The organism is Paenibacillus hemerocallicola (assembly GCF_006265175.1).
Lineage (GTDB): Bacteria > Bacillota > Bacilli > Paenibacillales > NBRC-103111 > Paenibacillus_AB > Paenibacillus_AB hemerocallicola.
On sequence record NZ_VDCQ01000036.1, the window covers coordinates 75561 to 92101 of the forward strand.

Sequence of the window (16541 nt, forward strand, 5' to 3'; positions counted from 1 at the left end):
AAATAGCGGTCTTTTGCGACTCTTAAGGACGGAGAAGGAAGACGGGGGACACGACCGGGATTCGTTCACTCTCCCGCCTCCTCGGTGTTCCCCGCTTTCCGGTAGTCGCTCGGCGTCATGCCGGTCACTTTCTTGAACATGCGAATGAAGGAGGTGACGTTGACGTAGCCGACCCGGGTCGCGATATCGCGCACCTGGACGTTCGACGTGCGCAGCAGCTGCTTCGCTTTTTTGATGCGCACCTCGTTCAGGCAATCGGAGAAGTTGCTGCCGGTTTTTTCTTTCACGTAACGCGACACGTAGCTGGGAGTAAGCCCGAGACTATCGGCGATCATTTCCAGCGACAAGTCTTCGTTATAGCGATTTCGGATCGTGTCCAGAACGAATTCTGTGACAGGATCCTTTTCCTCGTTTTTGTCCGCGATCCTTCGGGCCGCATCGCCGAGGAACCGTTCGAGCAGCTGCCGGTAGTCGTCCGCATCGATGCACTGCTTCAGCTCCTCGTAAGGCGACCTATGGTCCAGAACGTCGCCGATCTCCACATTTGCGGCCACCATCATCTTGACCGTCTTGGCGATCGTTTCCTTGGCGAACGATACGTGCTGCTCGGCGGTCGCTCCTTCCTTGTCCATCCTCTGCAAAACGCGGTTCGTCAGCAAGATGACGCGCTCCGCCTGTCCGGCCTGCAGGTTGGCGTACAGCTCTTGTTCCTGCGCCGGCGCGAAACCGACATATAGCGGCTCCGGCCCGAGCGAGGTAATGATTTGGGTATCGGGCGACAGCTTGCGCCGCTTGACCATTTCCACCGTTTCCTCGTAAGCATGTGTAAATGACCCCGGACTGTGCACGTGCGGCTCGAACGCCAGCGTCAGATAGCAGTACTCTTTGTCCCGGTCGAACACTTGCCGCAGACGTTCCACTGCCCGCCATACGTCCTGCACGTCATTGTCCGTAAATAGGAGCGCCAAAATTTGATCCTTCTCCACTTGCAGCGTAACCGATTCCGGAAACGTCTCGGCCAGCGAGATGCTGATGAATTCCTTTATATAGTTCGCCGCCTTGTCCTGCTCCGCGGTCAGCAGCTCGCGGAACCGTCGCGTCGTCGTCAGATGGAACAAGATCAAGTAGAACGGCTGCTCGGCCAGCGACAGCTCATTGGGGCGGGTATAGATGCTCTTCAGCTTGCGGATATAGCCGAGATGCGCAAGCTGGGATTGCTGCCGGCGCATGTCGCGGCCGATATCGTTTCTCGTTTTCAGAAACTGCTTGACGTTCTCTTCGATAAAATGCAGCTCGTCGATTTTGCCGATGGCGTGCTGCTGCATCGTCTGCGGGCTGTCCCGCTGGATCGTCCGGATAATGTTCTGGATCGGCGTATAGAACCGGATGCTCACGACGACCGACAGCGTGATGCTGACGACCAGCGCCACCGCCAGAAGCAGGAGCAGGACGAGATTGATCCGGGACATTTGGCTCGCGATTTTCTCGTTCGGAATGACGAGAACGTAGGAGAGGCCGGTAACGTCTCCTTTGCGTAAAAATAAATACTGATTGTCGGATTTGATGAAATCCCGGCTGCCGTCGAGTTCGTCCGGAAGCGGCAAATGCAACGGAAGCCGCGGATTGGAGCGGAATACGGAGGTTCCGTCCTCATCTATAATGTGGAACTGCGCGTTGGAAACGCTGCTGAACGCCTTGAACATTTTGTCCGAGTCGAGCAAAGCGGCGATGTAAATATCTTCGTTCGTGGTCGATTTCAGCACAAGGGGTACAAAGCCGCCGGCCCGGTTATTCTGGGAGTTGTAAAAATCCGCCTGCGGGTATACCTTCAGCTTGTAGCGAAGGCCGAACTGCTTCCTCCAAAAGTCGGCGTCGTACGGTTCGCTGTGGTACGTTTGGGCATACAGCGTATCCAGCCGGTCCGGGCCGCCCTGATGGATCAAAAAAGAATCCTGCTCGTATTGAATGATGATATCATGGAGGTAGAGCATCTCGTTCTCGCGGATTTCCCTTACCCGCTTCACGAGCTGGTTGACCGCATCGTTGGCCGACGACCGGTCCATATCGCTCCAATAGGTCAGCTGATTATGGAAGTACAGCCCGACAAGCGTCAATTGGATCGTCTGGAATTGCTTCTCGTACCGCTCGACGATATGCTCCAGATTTTGGGTGCTGTTGGTCGTAATTTCCTTATGAAGGTTGCGGTAAAAAAACGTATAGGAAAGCACATTGAAGGACAGCAGCAGAACAATAACCGCTATGAACCCGGACAGCAGCTTGATGAAAAGCGAGTTCGTTCTCAGATGCCGTCACTCCTTGCTTGCCGCTTGTTGTGGAAGCGTTTTCTAGAGAGAGGGGAAGAAGCCGTGAAGTCCGAGCCGATTCGTTCCGCCCATCCAAACAATCGTATTACGCCGGGCCGCCCCGAGTCAATAACGGAGAAGTTGTCATTTGATGCACTAGTTATCCTTTTTCGCACTGGAGCAATAACGGGCAACAATGGCAAAACGGGCTGCTGGCGCCATAAAGGCATCGGGAGTATGTTTAAGGCAGTGCTCCGGCATGCAAGTCTTTGGCTAATGCCTTACCGGGAGTACCGCTCGGATGATCCGAAGGGGAGATTGCACATGAATGGGGGAGGAGGGAGCAGAAAGGCTGTGTTCGGCTTGGCGGCGGCTATGGCGATGACCGCCGTGCTCGCGGGCTGCACGGATGATGCGGAACCGTCGCCGGCGATACCGTCGGCCGAGCTTTCGGCGCAAAAGGAGCCGGCAAAATATAATCCGCCGATCGAGCTGTGGACGGTAGGGACGACCGCAAATGCGCCCGTTTACGCCCAAGGCGACGAGATGAACGATAACGAGTGGTCGCGTTATTTGCGCGACAGCTTGGGCATTATCGTCAAAAAACGGTGGGAGGCGCCCAACGACCAGCTGGAGCAGAAGACGAATCTGATGATCGCCTCCGGGGATATTCCGGATTTCTTCGTCGCTACGCCTACGCAGCTCGTACAGCTGCAGCGGGCGGACCTGATCGAGCCGTTGTCCGACGTTTATCCGCAGTATGCGTCGGTGGCCGTGAAGACGGTCATCGAGCAGGCCGGCCCAGAGGTGCTGGAGGCGGCGAAAATCGACGGCAAGCTGATGGGCATCCCGTTCACCGGGGTGGCCAAGGAATCGGTGCCGGTGCTGTGGATTCGCGAGGATTGGCGCCGGAAGCTCGATTTGCCGCAGCCGAGAACGATGGACGATCTGCTGCTTATCGCGGAAGCGTTCACGAACCGCGATCCGGACGGCAACGGCAGCAACGACACGTTCGGGCTCGGGCTGGACAAATTGCTGAACATGGCCGTAGGCTTTTTCAACGGCTACCATGCTTACAAAGGGATCTGGATACGCGACTCGGCCGGTCAATTGGCGTACGGGAGCATTCAACCGGAGATGAAGAAGGCGGTCGGCAAGCTGCGGGAGATGTACCGGGCGGGACAAATCGACGCCGATTTCGGCATCAAGGAAAGCGCGAAGGTGTACCAGACGTTAGGGAGCGGGAAGCTGGGGATGGTGTTCGGCTCGATATCGGCGGCGACGTTGTATCAGCAGACGCCCGACAGCCGTTGGTTCGCCTACGCGGCTCCTTCGGCGGATTCGCGCAAAACGATGGTGCAGCACGGCTTGAATCTGAATAATGGTTTTTGGGTCGTCAAGAAGGGTACGCCGAATCCGGAGGCGATTTTGCGGATGGCCGACGAGTTTGTACGCATGTTTTACGCCAATACGAAGGATGACGTGTACAGGCGGTACAACTTCGATATCGCGAGCAAAACCTCGATCTGGATGCAGTCGCCGGTCAAGCTGTACAAATCGTACAAAAACGCGGAAATATCCGCCCATCTCGAGCCTTACCTGAGAAGCGGGAAAGACCCTGGCGACGGGGAAAAGGCGCTGCTGACCCCCGAGGAACGGGAGAAGTACGTACAAATCAAAGACTATTCGTCCGGCAAATCGGCCGACTGGTCGGTAATCGCGCGCAACGGCCTCGACGGAGGCGGGACCGTCATCCTCGAATATGTCAAGAACGGCCAGATGCTCCCCGACCGGTATTACGGGCCGCCTACGAAAAGGATGGTGCAGAAGCAGGCCAACTTGTCGAGGCTGGAGGAAGAAGTGCTGACGAAAATCATCATGGGAGCCCCGTTGGAGGACTTCGACAAATTCGTCGACGATTGGAGGCGGCTGGGCGGAGACGAGATGACGAAGGAAGTCAACGAATGGGCGGGAACGAAATAAATAGCGCCGGACGGCTGTCTGCAGCCGTATAAGGAGGAGAGTTAAGGATGGCACGTTATGTGAAAATCAGTTGCTTGTCGGCCCCGCAATTGAGAGTGGACCCGAAGACCGATCTGCAGGAAACGGTCGAGCTCATGATCCGTTATTGGGAACGTCAGCTGGAGCAGGTGCTGCCCGACAATCCGGACATTATCGTATTGCCGGAATGCTGCGATCGGCCGGAGAAATCCGGATATCCGCTTGACCGAATGAAGGAGTATTACCGGCACCGCGGCGATCGGATCCGCGATTATTTCGCCGGAATCGCACGTCGGCATAGTTGCTACATCGCCTATTCGGCCGTACGCGAGCTGGCGGACGGATCGTTCCGCAATTCTACTCAGCTCATCGACAGACAAGGGCAGGTCGCCGGAATTTACAACAAAAACCACCTCGTCGAAGGAGAGCGGACAAAAGGAGACATGCTGTACGGCAAAGACGCGCCCGTGTTCGAAACCGACTTCGGCCGGGTCGCCTGCGCGATCTGCTTCGACTTGAACTTCGACGAGCTCAGGCTGAAATACGTCGGGCAGCGCCCGGAGCTGATCCTGTTCTCGTCCGCTTACCACGGCGGGCTAATGCAGCAATATTGGGCGTACAGCTGCCGGGCTCATTTCGCCGGATCGGTCTATACGCACGCGCCCAGCTCGATCATATCGCCGGTCGGTGAGATAATCGCCACCAGCACGAACTATTACCATTACGTGACCCGGACGATCAATCTGGACTGCGAGGTCATCCATATCGATTACAACGGAGCCCACTTCCGGAAGATGAAGAACAAGTACGGGGATAAGATCAGCATCCATGATCCCGGATTGCTCGGCTCCGTCATAATAGCAAGCGAAACCGATGAATTTACCGTTCACGACCTGATCCGGGAATTCGGTCTCGAGCCGCTCGACGATTATTGGCAGCGGGCGTTGGCGCATCGCTGCGCGCCGGGCAATCTGGAGGAATAAGAAAAGAGCGCGGGGGGGAAGCGAATTGCGAAAACCATATATAACGTTGAGCGTCGCCACGCTGCTGCTGGCAAGCGTCACTGTCGGCTGTGCGGGCGGCGGCACTAAGGAACGGTCAACCGAGTCCGCTGCCGCCAAGCCGGAAGCGGGTGCGCCAGCGGCGCCGGTCAAGCAGCCGGACCCGGTAACCGTCAAAATCGCGGCGAACAAGGCGGCGCTGACGGCGGAGGAGATCAAGATGTATGTAACAGACCCGCTGGCCAAGAAGCATCCCCACATCACGGTGGAAATGATCGATACGGCCGAGAAAGGAAAAACGTTGACGGATTTGGTCGCGGCCAAAGAAATTCCGGACATATACGCCAATTTCCCGCTCAATATGAACGAGCTGGTCGATCTGAAGCTGGCGTACAACATGGAGGAATTGGTCAAAACGTACAAATTCGATCTGAACCGCCTGCAGCCGGAATTCGTGGAATCGATCAAGATCGGGAGCAGCCTCGATTACTTGGCCGGATTGCCGATGTTCAACCAATCGTTCGCTTTGTTCTACAACAAAGACTTGTTCGGCCGGATGGCCGTTCCTTTTCCGAAGGACGGAATGACGTGGGAGCAGGCCAGAGACTTGGCCGTCAAAATGACGCGAAGCGAGGGCGGCGTCCAATATTGGGGCATGTGGCCGGACGGCGTGTACCGGGGGGCCTACCAAGCCAGCTTGGCATGGGCCGACTTCAAAACGAATAAAGCGGTATTTCAGACCGAGGGCTGGAAAGATCTGTTCAATATGTGGTACGACCTGTACAAAGTGCCGGGCTTCGCGCCGAAGGGCACGAACTACACGAAGGAGTTCAACGAAGGACGGCTGGCGATGATGAGCGGCTCGACTTCGACCTTGAAAAACATGCTGGCCGTCAAAGACCTGAATTGGGACGTCGTCACCTATCCGCAAAATCCGAAAGCGCCCGGAGTCGGTCAGCGGGTCGATTCGTTCGTGCTGGCGATCACCTCGCAGAGCAAGCAGAAGGAAGCCGCCTTCCAGGTCATTTCCGTCATTTTGTCGGACGAGGTACAGAAGCTCATGTCGCGAAACGCACGGTTGTCCGTATTGAAGGATGCGGGCGTTCAGGGAGAGTTCGGCAAAAACGTAGCCGAGTTTCAGTCGAAAAATGTAATCGCTTTCACTAAGCCGAAGCTGGCCATCCTGCAAACGTTCAAAAACCTCCCGGCGGCGACGATCGTCAACCAAGCGTTCGACTCGATGCTCTACGAGGGCAAAGACGTCAATTCCGCATTGCGCGAAGCCGACGAGAAAATGAATCAGGAAATTCAGAAAATGCTGAGCAAATAGCCGCACTCGTCATGTTCGACCCGTCCCATGCCTGTCAGGGGACGGGTTTTCTGCGCGCGCCGGCAATCGTTGTCTTATCGTTTCGTTACGGCTCGCTCGCCTGCTGCAGGGCGATGCGCCGAAACTCGCCCGGCGTCAGGCCGCACATCCGCTTGAACATGCGGATGAACGAATTGACGTTCCGATAGCCGACTTCCGTGGCGATATCCTGGATGCGGCTGTCGGTTTCGCTCAGCATTTCCTTCGCTTTCTGCATGCGCAGGCCGTTCATGTATTCGCTGAACGTCTGGCCGGTTTTCTCGTGAAAATAAGAGGACAAATAGCCTCGGGACAGGTTGCATTTGTCCGCCACATGCTCGAGAGAAATATCTTCCCCGTAATGCTTCGCCACATAATCGAGCACGAAGTCCCGGATCGGGTCCTGCTCGGCTTTCCGCTCGCGTACGAGCTCCGCGGCTTCGCCGGTGAATCGGCGGAAAAAACCGGCATACTCCTCGACGCTCCAGCAATTTTTCAGCATAATAAACGGAGACTCTCCGTCCAGCAGCCGGCTGATGTCGTATTGATGCTCCAGCAGCAGCTTCAACACTTTGGCCGACGTTTCTTTGCCGAATTCGGCGAATCGGCGGGCGTTGGCACCGCGCTGCGCCATCTGCCCGAGCAGCTGGCCCAACAGCTCGGCGGCCTTGTCGCCGCTTCCGGCCAGCAAGCCGGACAGGAGCTCCTGCTCTTGGGCCGATGTCATCGGGACCTCCAGTTCCTCCGCAGGCAAAGCCGTAATGATCTGCGTCTCGCGGTTCAGAAGGCGGGAGCCGAGCATCGCTTGCGACTCCTCGTAGGCTTGCGACAGCTCGCTGGGGTTCCTCTTGGCGGGATGAAAAGCCATCGTCACGAAGCCGTAGTCTTTGTCGCGGTCGAATACTTGCTTCAAGCGGAGCAGCGTGTCGGTAACAGCCGAAGCATCCTCCGCTCCGAACAGCAGAGTCAATATTTGCTCCTTCTCCATCTGCAGCGTAACCGAACCGGCGAACCGCTCGCTCATTTGCAGATTGACGTATTCATGGATATAATACGCCGTTTTGTCCTGATCCTCTTGCGCCAGCTGGCCGAATTTCTCCGTAAACGAGAGCTGGAAGGCAACGAGGTAAAACGGCTTGCTCGTCTCGATCAGATCGCGCACGTCGTTCCAATGGTGGATGCTTTTGATTTTGCTCATATAGCCGTACGTTTGCAGCAGCTTGTTTTTGCGGCGCAAGTCTTGATGATAGCCGTGATTCGCATGGAGCATCTCGGATATGCTGCGGCCGAGCCAATCGAACTCGCGGATGTTCGTCTTCATCTTGTCGGGCTGGCCCGATTTCTGCAGCAGCCGGATCATGCCCTGAATCGGGCTGTTGAACCTTATGCTGAGCCATACGGAAATGAGCAGGCTGGCGACGACGGCGGCCGCCATGATCCCGAGCAGCATCAGATTGAGCCGCTGCACTTGGGAAGCGATGCGGACGTTCGGAATGACGTTGACGTAGATCAGCTCCGAATCCGCCCCCCGTTTATAGAAGTAATAACGGTCATCCCGGAAGCTGTAGCCTTCATTCCCATCGAAGGAAAGATCGTTCGGCAACGCCCCGTTCCATGCGGATTTTCCGACGGCCGGCTCGACCGGCTTCGAACGGTACAACGGCTCGCCGGCCGGATCGAGAATGAAGAAATGGTCCTCGCCGTTGTAATGCAGCGACCGGAACATGCTCCTGGCGTCTAGCAGGGCGGCCACGATATACTGGCTGCTGAATTTGTTTTTGATTACGACGGGCAGCAGCTCCCCTTTGTCGGCGACCGTCTTGTCGAATTTGTATTCGCGGAAATCGGCCGCCGGATAGACGCGGAACGTATAGTTTTCCGCGAACTGCCTTTGCCAGAACACGGGTCCGTACGGCTCGCTCACGTAAAATTTCGTAAACATGTTGACCGTGTTGGTCGTGCTCTCCTTCTCGATGACGAGCGTATTGTCCCGGAACAGGATGAACACGTTTTCCAGCTTGAGCAGCTTGTTGGACAGCAGTGAGTTCATCTCGGTTTTGACCGCGGCGACCGAGTTGTAGTTCGGCTGATCGTTGGCTCCAACGAGGGTGGCGAACCGCTCGTTGAAATAAAACCGCATCAGATCGCTTTCGACGTGGCGGAATTGCTGCTCGTATCCGTTCACCGTATTTTTCATATTGAGCGTATTGTGGTCGATAATCTCTTTTTGGATATTCGTCTGGAAGAAGGCGAAGGATAGCACGTTGAAGGAGAGCAGCAGCCCGATTACGAGCAAAAAGCCGCCGAGCAGTTTGACGAACAAGGAGTTCCGGCGTACGGAAATCGTTTGCTTGACCCGGTGTATCACTCTGTCGTTCATCGATGTATCCCCTTTCCCATATGCAATGTGTCCGAAATTATGCAATTCGTCCGATCCCGTAAGAGCGCTTACAAAGTGACGTATTGGCGATAGCCGCAGCCCGCCCCGCCGGAGTATTGTCGACGTAAGCCCATTGTAGCAACAGGCGAGAACGTTTCGCAACAAAAGAAATGGGAAAAGAGGAGGGGAACCATTGGACGCGAACCGGATGACGGAAAGCTTGCCGCATCAAACCGTGCGCATGAATGCGAGCGGACGCTCTCCGTTCGTCAAACGATTTCGCGAGAGCCGCTTTTTGCTGCTGCTCGTACTGCCGTGTTTCGTTTATTTCATCTTGTTTCACTACATTCCGATGTTCGGCATCGCGATTTCGTTCCAGAGGTACAATTTGTTCAAAGGCATTTGGCACAGCGAGTGGGTCGGATTTCACTACTATGAGATGTTTTTCAGCAATCCGGACTTTTTCAAGCTGCTGCGCAACACGTTCCTGCTGGGGCTGTACCGGATCGTTTTCGGCTTTCCCGCGCCGATCCTGCTCGCCCTGCTGCTGAACGAGCTGAGGAGCGCCGTATTCCGGAGACTGGTGCAGTCGGTCAGCTATTTGCCCCATTTCATCTCGAACGTCGTCGTAGTCAGCATGATCATCGTATTTCTGTCGCCCTCCGGCGGCCTGGTCAACCGGCTCATCGAAATGGTCGGCTTCGAGTCCGTCAATTGGCTCATGTCCCCGGACTGGTTCCGCACGATATACGTGGGCTCGGGCATTTGGCAAGGGATAGGCTGGTCGTCGATCATCTACTTGGCGGCGCTGACCGCGATCGATCCGCACTTGTACGAGGCCGCGGAGATGGACGGGGCCGGGCGTTTCCGCAAAATGGCCTATGTCTCGCTGCCCGGCATCATGCAGACGGTCGTCGTGCTGCTTATTCTGGAAATCGGGCACGTGCTCGGCGTCGGGTTCGAGAAAGTGTTCCTGCTGTACAATCCGGCGACCTACGAGACTGCCGATATAATAAGCACGTACGTGTACCGGGTCGGCTTGGTGCAGGGCAATTACAGCTACGCGGCCGCGATCGATCTATTTACCGGAATCGTCAACCTGGCGTTTCTGCTCGGGGCCAACTATGTGAGCCGAAGGCTCGGGGAGAACAGCTTATGGTAGAGGGGGCGTTCGGGGCATGAAAAGGAAAGTCGGCTTGTTCGATATCGTCAACGGTTTGCTCATGCTGTTGCTGCTGATCGTTACGGTATATCCGTTCGTGTATATGATCGCCGTATCGTTCAGCGACAGCGTGTCGGTCATGAAAGGAAATGTGTATGTTTGGCCGAAAGGTTTTAATACGGACATGTACCGGATCGTGCTGAACGATCCGCGCATATGGAACGGCTACCGCAATACGATTCTGTACACGGTTACGGGCACGGCAGTCTCGCTCGTATTCACGTCGATGGCCGCCTATGCGCTGTCCAAGCGCAAAATGCTGTTCCATAAGCCGCTTACCGTCCTGATCGTCATCACGATGTTTTTCAGCGGGGGGATGATTCCGACGTTTCTGGTCGTGAAGAGTCTCGGACTCGTCGATACGTTTTGGGCTATGATCGTGCCCGGAGCGATCAGCGCCTGGTATTTGATCATGATGCGGACGTTTTTCGCCGGGCTGCCGCAGGAGCTGGAGGAAGCGGGTAAAATGGACGGCCTGAACGACATCGGCTTGTTTATCCGCATCGCGCTGCCTCTGTCCCGGGCGGTGCTGGCCACGATCGGTCTGTTCTATGCGGTAGGCATATGGAACAATTTCTATACGCCGCTGCTTTATTTGCGCAATCCGGATTTGGTGCCTTTGCAGGTTATTTTGCGCAACCTCGTGCTGGCGGGCCAGACGAACATGGACGGCTCGTTTACGCTGGGGAAGGATCAGGTGATCGTCGAGGAGTCGCTGAAGTATGCGACGATACTCGTAGGGACGCTGCCGATCCTGGTTACGTATCCGTTCCTGCAAAAGTATTTCGTCAAAGGCGTAACGGTCGGATCTCTGAAAGGATAAACCGAATCGATAAACCGAATGGATTCCGAAGGGAGGAAGGCGTTCTTCGTTCCGGTACGGGAGCGGGAGGGCGCCGAAAGGAATGAAAAAAGCGATTGCGGCATTGACGGTACTGATGCTGGCGGGAATAACGGCCGGCTGCGGCGGAGGGGGAGGCGCCGGGGGAGACGGCGGCAAGAGCGGGGAAGGGACGGCGAACGGCGATCCGGGCACGGGCGCGAGCACGAGTTTATCGATGCTGGTGGGGAGCCAGTCGAACTGGACATACTCCAAGGACAAGCCGATCTGGAAGGCGATCCGGGAGAAGACGAATGTCGACATTCAAGGCCAGGTTCCTCCCGGGGACAATTACAACGAAGCGCTCAACCTGACGATCGCGACGGGCAACATGCCGGATCTGATGTTCATGGGCAGCTTCGTCACCGCGAATAAATACGGACAGCAGGGCGCGCTTGCGAACATTATGGACTATATCGACCTGATGCCCAACTTCAAAAGCTGGCTGGGCAAATATCCGGAGCTGAAGGAGCGCTACACGTCCGCGGAAGGCAAAATGTTCATGTTCCCGAACGAAGGCTTCGGTCAAGGCGAGCGGATCGGCTGGCTGTATCGGGAGGATGTGTTCAAGAAGCATAACCTCGCACTGCCGGACAGCTACGACGAGCTGTACGAGACGCTCAAGAAGCTGAAGCAGCTGTACCCGGACAGCTACCCGTTCGTCACGCGCGGAGCGTTCGGCACGATTTCCCGGATGGCGCCGCAGTTCGAGACGTACAACGACGTCTATTACGATTTCGACAAGAAGGAATGGCGGTACGGTCCTACCGAGGAAAATTACAAGAAGCTGGTCCAGTTCCTGAACAGGCTGTACAAGGAGGGCCTGATGCCGCCCGACTGGCTGACGGTCAAGGGCAAGCAGTTCGACGATTTTATCGCCAACAACAAAGCGTTCGTCTTCCTCGACTATCTCGTCATGGATTATTACAACGTGCCGCTGCGCAAAGACAACCCGCAGTTCAACATGCTGTTCATGCCGCCCCCGGCGGGCTTCGCGGGAGCGAAACGGCTAAATATCAACATCAATACGGTAGATTCGGGCATGACCGTATCGTCGACCTCGAAGAAAATCAAAGAAACGATGAAATATATGGATTTCTTCTATAGCGAGGCGGGAAGAGAGCTGTCCAGCTGGGGCGTTAAAGGCGTCACTTACGAAGAGTCGAACGGAACGAAAAAATATATCGACTCGTTCAAGACGATGTCCGATTTGCGCGAGAAGCCGGGCTTGCTCAATTACGGCACGTATACGTGGATCGACTACAACGCTTTGCTGACGCTCAGCGGCAAGGAGACTAAGGAAGCGTATGCCGTAGTCGGCAAATACGATTCCAAGCTGCAGCCGAAGCCGGCCTTGACCGAGAAGGAGAACGAGGTGCTGACTACGGTCGGGCAATCGGTCTCGAAGCACCGCGAGGAGAATATAACCAAGTTTATTATCGGCGAGAAAGGCATGGATCAATGGGATGCCTATGTCAACGAAGCGAAGAAGCTTGGAGCCGAGCAAGTGATCAAGGTGTACAAAGATGCTTACGACCGGGTATTGAAAGCGAAGTAGCCGGACGGCTGCTTCTGGTGCATGTAAGCATGTATTCAATCTGAGGCATCGGCTTAATCGGCGGATACATGAGCTGAAGGAACAAATTGCGCAATGACGTCCACGTTCAACTTATACCCGGACGCGTGCTAGAAAAAGCACGACCCAGAAATAGAGGAACGCTTTTCCGTTAAGGTCAAAGCTACAGGATGCCGCACGGAAATAACGGAACGATGTTCCGTTAAATCGTTACACTTCGGAAAGCATAGACCCGCATGAAACAAAATAACGGAATCAGGTTCCTTTATTTCGCGGTCTGTCCTTATTTTTAAGTAAATAACGTACTGAAATTCCGCTATTCTCCGAATCGGGTTCGCTCGAATTAGCTCTGGATAAACGGCAATGGATAATAGATTCGAGCCGGAGAAGAGGAGTACCGGAAAGCGGCTGGAACCAGAGGGTAGAGCCTATTGGGACAAAGCAGTAATAGAAACGGCAAAACCTCCAAATCCACTAAATTAAGCGGGAATGAAATCCACTAAATTAAGCGGGGATGGAGGTTTATAGCGGGCGCTTAAAGTCAGGAAATCACTTTTGGAACAGCTCTTTCGCTGCCGGTCCCACAGCCCGCCAATCCGGCGGGTTCGTGCATTTTCCAGCATCGCATGCACCGGCCGGTCATGTCGATAATTGCGCCGGCGGGGAAGCGAACGCGGCATCGGGATGCCGGGTCACGCTGCGGTACTGCAATGGAGTCGTGTTTTCGTTCTTCTTGAATACTTTCGCGAAATAGTTCGGGTCGGGGTACCCGATCCGATCGGCAATCGCCTGAACGGATAGCTCGGTATCGCTTAGCAGCCGCCGGGCCTGCTCCATCCGCTGCCGGGTAATCGCGGCGCTAATGTTGTCCCCCGTCCACTCCCGATATACCGCGCTTACGGAGCTCGGGGATAGGCATAGCTCGGCCGCAACGGAGTATACGGTAAATTCGGGATCGCCGTATTTGCAAGAGATCAGGCTGTTCACGCATTCGACGACGAACATGGCTCTCGATCGTTTCCGTTCGATGGCGTACTGCGTCACATCGTCGATCAAATCATGCACGAGATCGTGCAGCTCGGCTTTCGTCTTCGCTTGGGCGAACCGCTCCCATATTTGCTCCGGGGGCAGCCCCTGATAGTCCGTATGCAGCCCCGACGATTTGCCGGCTTCGAGCAGCACGGCGACAAGCTTGGAGCCGATGTCTCGGACGACGTGGTCGCGAGCGGAGCGGAGGCTTTGGAAAGCGCTTTCGAAAAATGCGTTAAACGAATCCGGTTCTCCTAGCTTCAGCTGCTCGACCCATTTATCCCTCATATGGGCGTCGTCCAGTGTTTTATGGAAGCGGTCGCGCAGCTTGCGTTCCTGCGAGAGGCGTCCGATCCGGCCGGCCAGCTGGTCCAGCTTGGTCTTATGTAGGGGCTTCAATATATAGTCGGTAAATCCGTAGCGAATGGCGGTTCGGGCATATGCAAAATCTTGAAAGTCGGTCAGCATGATCAGCGATACGTCGGGGAGCAGCTTATGCAGCCGCTCGGCCAGCTCGGGTCCGTCCACGACGGGCAGCCGGACGTCGGCGATGATCAGGTCGGGCTGTTGTTCCAGCGCTATTTCCAGAGCTTCTTTCCCGTTGGAGCATTCGGCCAAAATTTTCGCATCCAGCCGCTCCCAAGGAACCAGCCTTCTAAGGCTGCCGCAAACGGACGGCTTATCATCCGCAATCAACACTTTCAGCACGGTTAGGCTGCCTCCATTCCTAAGAGGTTACAAAGCCATTATACTATTCGGGGAACGGTTTTTAAAGAGGGAAAAGGTTGCTTTGGAAAAATATGAAAGGCTTGAATTCACCAACCTCGTTTAATGAATCCATTCTCTTTTTGATTTTCTCGGCAACGCGAAAGCTTAACCATATCCGATTATCCAGTGGAAACGGCATTCAAGCTTGCACTACAATAAGGAGGGCTACCGTCTGTCGTGCGGAAGACGGGCTTTTTTTATGAAGCGGTTATAGGAGGAGGCTGAGCTCTCGCTATGAATGGCAAGGGAACGGAAGCGGCGGACCGCAAGGCGAAAATCGTGCTGGAATCGGCCGGCCTGGAGATAGCCGAAAGCTTCTATTGCGGCGTATTGGGCTGGGAGCGGGAAGCGGCGAAGCATACCGGCGGCGGGAAAGGGCATGCTTGGCTGCGTATGCCGGACGGGGAGCTGGCGCTGCTGGTCGATTCGGGCAAGGCGGGGAAAGGGGAAGTCGGTACGGATCAGGAGGCGGAAGCCTCCCGAATTAAGCCCGGGGACCGTTTCTACATAAGAATAACGGAGGCGTACGGTTCGTTGGACCCGCTGAAGAGGCGGGCCGAGGCCGTCAGGGCCGTCGATGGGGACGAGCTCGAGCCGAACTGTTGGCGCACCTTAAGCTTGCGAACGCCGGAAGGCTATAAAATTGCATATTGGCAGGAGTTCGAAGCGTCGGAAGAAGACATTGTCGCCATGTATGCCGCCGGGCCGGACAGGCTCGAGGCGGCGCTTGCCGGCTTGGACGAAGACGGACTGGACGAGGCGATTGCGCCCGGCAAGTGGACGATCCGGCAGCAGGTGCTGCATCTGGTCGATTTGGAGCTGGCGGCCGCCCATAAGCTCAAATATATAGTGGCAGACCCGGAGCCGGGCCGCGCCTACGTGTCGAGCCGGTTCGGGCAGGACGCCTGGGCGGAGGGCATGCGGTACGACCGGCGTCCCATCGCGACCGAGGTAGCTTTGTTCCGGCTTCTGCGCGAGCATATCCTGATCGTCTGCAGCCATATTCCGGGCGCGCTGCACAGAAGCGTTGTCGTCGGTGGAGGGCGGACGGAGACGGCGCTCCGATTGATGAAATCGATGGCGGGCCACGCGAATGCGCATATTCGCCGGATCGCCGACATACGGGCAAAGCGTTGTTAAGCGCCTGAAAGAGACTAAACGGGCAAAGAGAGGAGAGAGAACGATTGGATATTTTGGAGCATAACCGGATTGCCTGGAACAAAAACGTGGACACCGGCATCGAATGGACCAAGCCGGTGAGCAAGGAGGTCATCGACAGGGCGAGGAACGGAGAATGGGAGATGCTCCTCACCCCGACCCGTCCGGTTCCGCGAGCATGGTTCCCGCCGTTGAACGGCTTGAGGGTGCTCTGTCTCGCTTCCGGTGGCGGTCAGCAAGGACCGGTGCTCGCAGCCGCCGGAGCCGATGTGACCGTATTCGATTACTCGGAGAAGCAGCTGGAGCAGGACCGATACGTGGCCGAGCGGGATGGTCTGACGATCAATACCGTCCGGGGCGACATGGCGAACTTGGCATGCTTCGCGGACGGATCGTTCGATTTTATCGTGCATCCGACCTCCAACGTATTTGCCGAATCCATTATTCCGGTATGGAAGGAAGCGGCCAGAGTGCTGAGAGACGGAGGCATTCTATTATCCGGCTTCGTCAACCCGCTCGTGTATATTTTTGATGTTGAGGCGGAGGAACGGGGAGTATTGGAGGTCAAGCATACGATTCCGTACTCGGATGCCGCGGATTTGCCGGAGGAGCGGCTGGCCGCCCATATTCGGGAAGGTGCAGCGCTTGAATTCGGTCATTCGCTGCAAGACCAGTTGAAAGGTCAGACCGATGCCGGCTTCGTCATCGCCGACTTTTACGAGGACGGTTATGGAGGGAAAAGCCTGCTGGACCGGTATATCAGTACGTTTATGGCGACTAAAGCGGTGAAGCTAAAGCTTTAGCGGGAAGTGGGGAAGTGCCGGAAGGGTAAGGAGTGCAGGAAGTGCAGGAAGTGCAGGAAGTGCAGGAAGTGC

The 16541-nt window shown here is 55.9% G+C and carries 11 protein-coding genes; 8 read left to right on the plus strand and 3 right to left on the minus strand.

Features of this window, described 5'->3' with window-relative positions; genetic code table 11:
• Window positions 1-65 precede the first annotated feature (65 nt).
• A complete protein-coding gene (locus tag FE784_RS23175; RefSeq protein ID WP_176706451.1) occupies window positions 66-2228 on the minus strand; it encodes a helix-turn-helix domain-containing protein in 2163 nt (720 codons plus the stop codon).
• Between the two features lie 399 nt (window positions 2229-2627).
• Here FE784_RS23175 and FE784_RS41065 point away from each other — a divergent pair, with 399 nt between their 5' ends.
• From FE784_RS41065 to FE784_RS23190, 3 genes are read left to right on the plus strand one after another with little or no spacing between them, the layout of a single operon-like run.
• Window positions 2628-4286, plus strand: a complete 1659-nt coding sequence (locus tag FE784_RS41065) for an extracellular solute-binding protein (RefSeq protein WP_176706452.1) — start codon at window positions 2628-2630, stop codon at window positions 4284-4286.
• Window positions 4287-4333: 47 nt separating this feature from the next.
• Window positions 4334-5287: a carbon-nitrogen hydrolase family protein gene (locus FE784_RS23185; RefSeq protein WP_139604631.1), complete on the plus strand. Its 954-nt coding sequence runs from the start codon at window positions 4334-4336 to the stop codon at window positions 5285-5287.
• Between the two features lie 25 nt (window positions 5288-5312).
• Window positions 5313-6635: an ABC transporter substrate-binding protein gene (locus FE784_RS23190; protein WP_139604632.1), complete on the plus strand. Its 1323-nt coding sequence runs from the start codon at window positions 5313-5315 to the stop codon at window positions 6633-6635.
• A gap of 85 nt (window positions 6636-6720) precedes the next feature.
• On the opposite strand, the gene FE784_RS23195 is transcribed toward FE784_RS23190, so the two are convergent.
• Window positions 6721-9033 (minus strand): helix-turn-helix domain-containing protein, encoded by a 2313-nt coding sequence (locus FE784_RS23195; protein WP_139604633.1) that lies wholly within the window; start codon window positions 9031-9033, stop codon window positions 6721-6723.
• A 241-nt stretch (window positions 9034-9274) separates the two neighbouring features.
• Between FE784_RS23195 and FE784_RS23200 the strand changes: the two genes are divergently transcribed.
• The 3 genes from FE784_RS23200 to FE784_RS23210 all read left to right on the plus strand — a co-directional run bounded on the left by FE784_RS23200 (window position 9275) and on the right by FE784_RS23210 (window position 12693).
• Window positions 9275-10195 carry an ABC transporter permease gene (locus FE784_RS23200; RefSeq protein ID WP_139604647.1) on the plus strand — a complete coding sequence of 307 codons (921 nt, stop codon included), beginning with the start codon at window positions 9275-9277 and terminating at the stop codon, window positions 10193-10195.
• Between the two features lie 16 nt (window positions 10196-10211).
• Window positions 10212-11078: a carbohydrate ABC transporter permease gene (locus tag FE784_RS23205; protein ID WP_139604634.1), complete on the plus strand. Its 867-nt coding sequence runs from the start codon at window positions 10212-10214 to the stop codon at window positions 11076-11078.
• Window positions 11079-11160: 82 nt separating this feature from the next.
• On the plus strand, window positions 11161-12693 hold the full coding sequence (locus FE784_RS23210) for an extracellular solute-binding protein (RefSeq protein ID WP_139604635.1): 1533 nt from the start codon (window positions 11161-11163) through the stop codon (window positions 12691-12693).
• A gap of 657 nt (window positions 12694-13350) precedes the next feature.
• On the opposite strand, the gene FE784_RS23215 is transcribed toward FE784_RS23210, so the two are convergent.
• Complete coding sequence (locus FE784_RS23215) at window positions 13351-14448, minus strand: response regulator transcription factor (protein WP_139604636.1); 1098 nt, start codon at window positions 14446-14448, stop codon at window positions 13351-13353.
• Between the two features lie 294 nt (window positions 14449-14742).
• Here FE784_RS23215 and FE784_RS23220 point away from each other — a divergent pair, with 294 nt between their 5' ends.
• Window positions 14743-15648 (plus strand): DinB family protein, encoded by a 906-nt coding sequence (locus tag FE784_RS23220; protein ID WP_139604637.1) that lies wholly within the window; start codon window positions 14743-14745, stop codon window positions 15646-15648.
• A 44-nt stretch (window positions 15649-15692) separates the two neighbouring features.
• Window positions 15693-16469: a class I SAM-dependent methyltransferase gene (locus tag FE784_RS23225; protein WP_139604638.1), complete on the plus strand. Its 777-nt coding sequence runs from the start codon at window positions 15693-15695 to the stop codon at window positions 16467-16469.
• The last annotated feature ends 72 nt before the right edge of the window (window positions 16470-16541 follow it).

What these genes read in the sequence shown, in the direction of transcription:
- FE784_RS41065 (WP_176706452.1), top strand. Translation starts at nt 2,628, where the DNA reads ATGAATGGGGGAGGAGGGAGCAGAAAGGCTGTGTTCGGCTTGGCGGCG.
- FE784_RS23185 (WP_139604631.1), top strand. Translation starts at nt 4,334, where the DNA reads ATGGCACGTTATGTGAAAATCAGTTGCTTGTCGGCCCCGCAATTGAGA.
- FE784_RS23195 (WP_139604633.1), bottom strand. Translation starts at nt 9,033, where the DNA reads ATGAACGACAGAGTGATACACCGGGTCAAGCAAACGATTTCCGTACGC.
- FE784_RS23200 (WP_139604647.1), top strand. Translation starts at nt 9,275, where the DNA reads ATGAATGCGAGCGGACGCTCTCCGTTCGTCAAACGATTTCGCGAGAGC.
- FE784_RS23205 (WP_139604634.1), top strand. Translation starts at nt 10,212, where the DNA reads ATGAAAAGGAAAGTCGGCTTGTTCGATATCGTCAACGGTTTGCTCATG.
- FE784_RS23210 (WP_139604635.1), top strand. Translation starts at nt 11,161, where the DNA reads ATGAAAAAAGCGATTGCGGCATTGACGGTACTGATGCTGGCGGGAATA.
- FE784_RS23220 (WP_139604637.1), top strand. Translation starts at nt 14,743, where the DNA reads ATGAATGGCAAGGGAACGGAAGCGGCGGACCGCAAGGCGAAAATCGTG.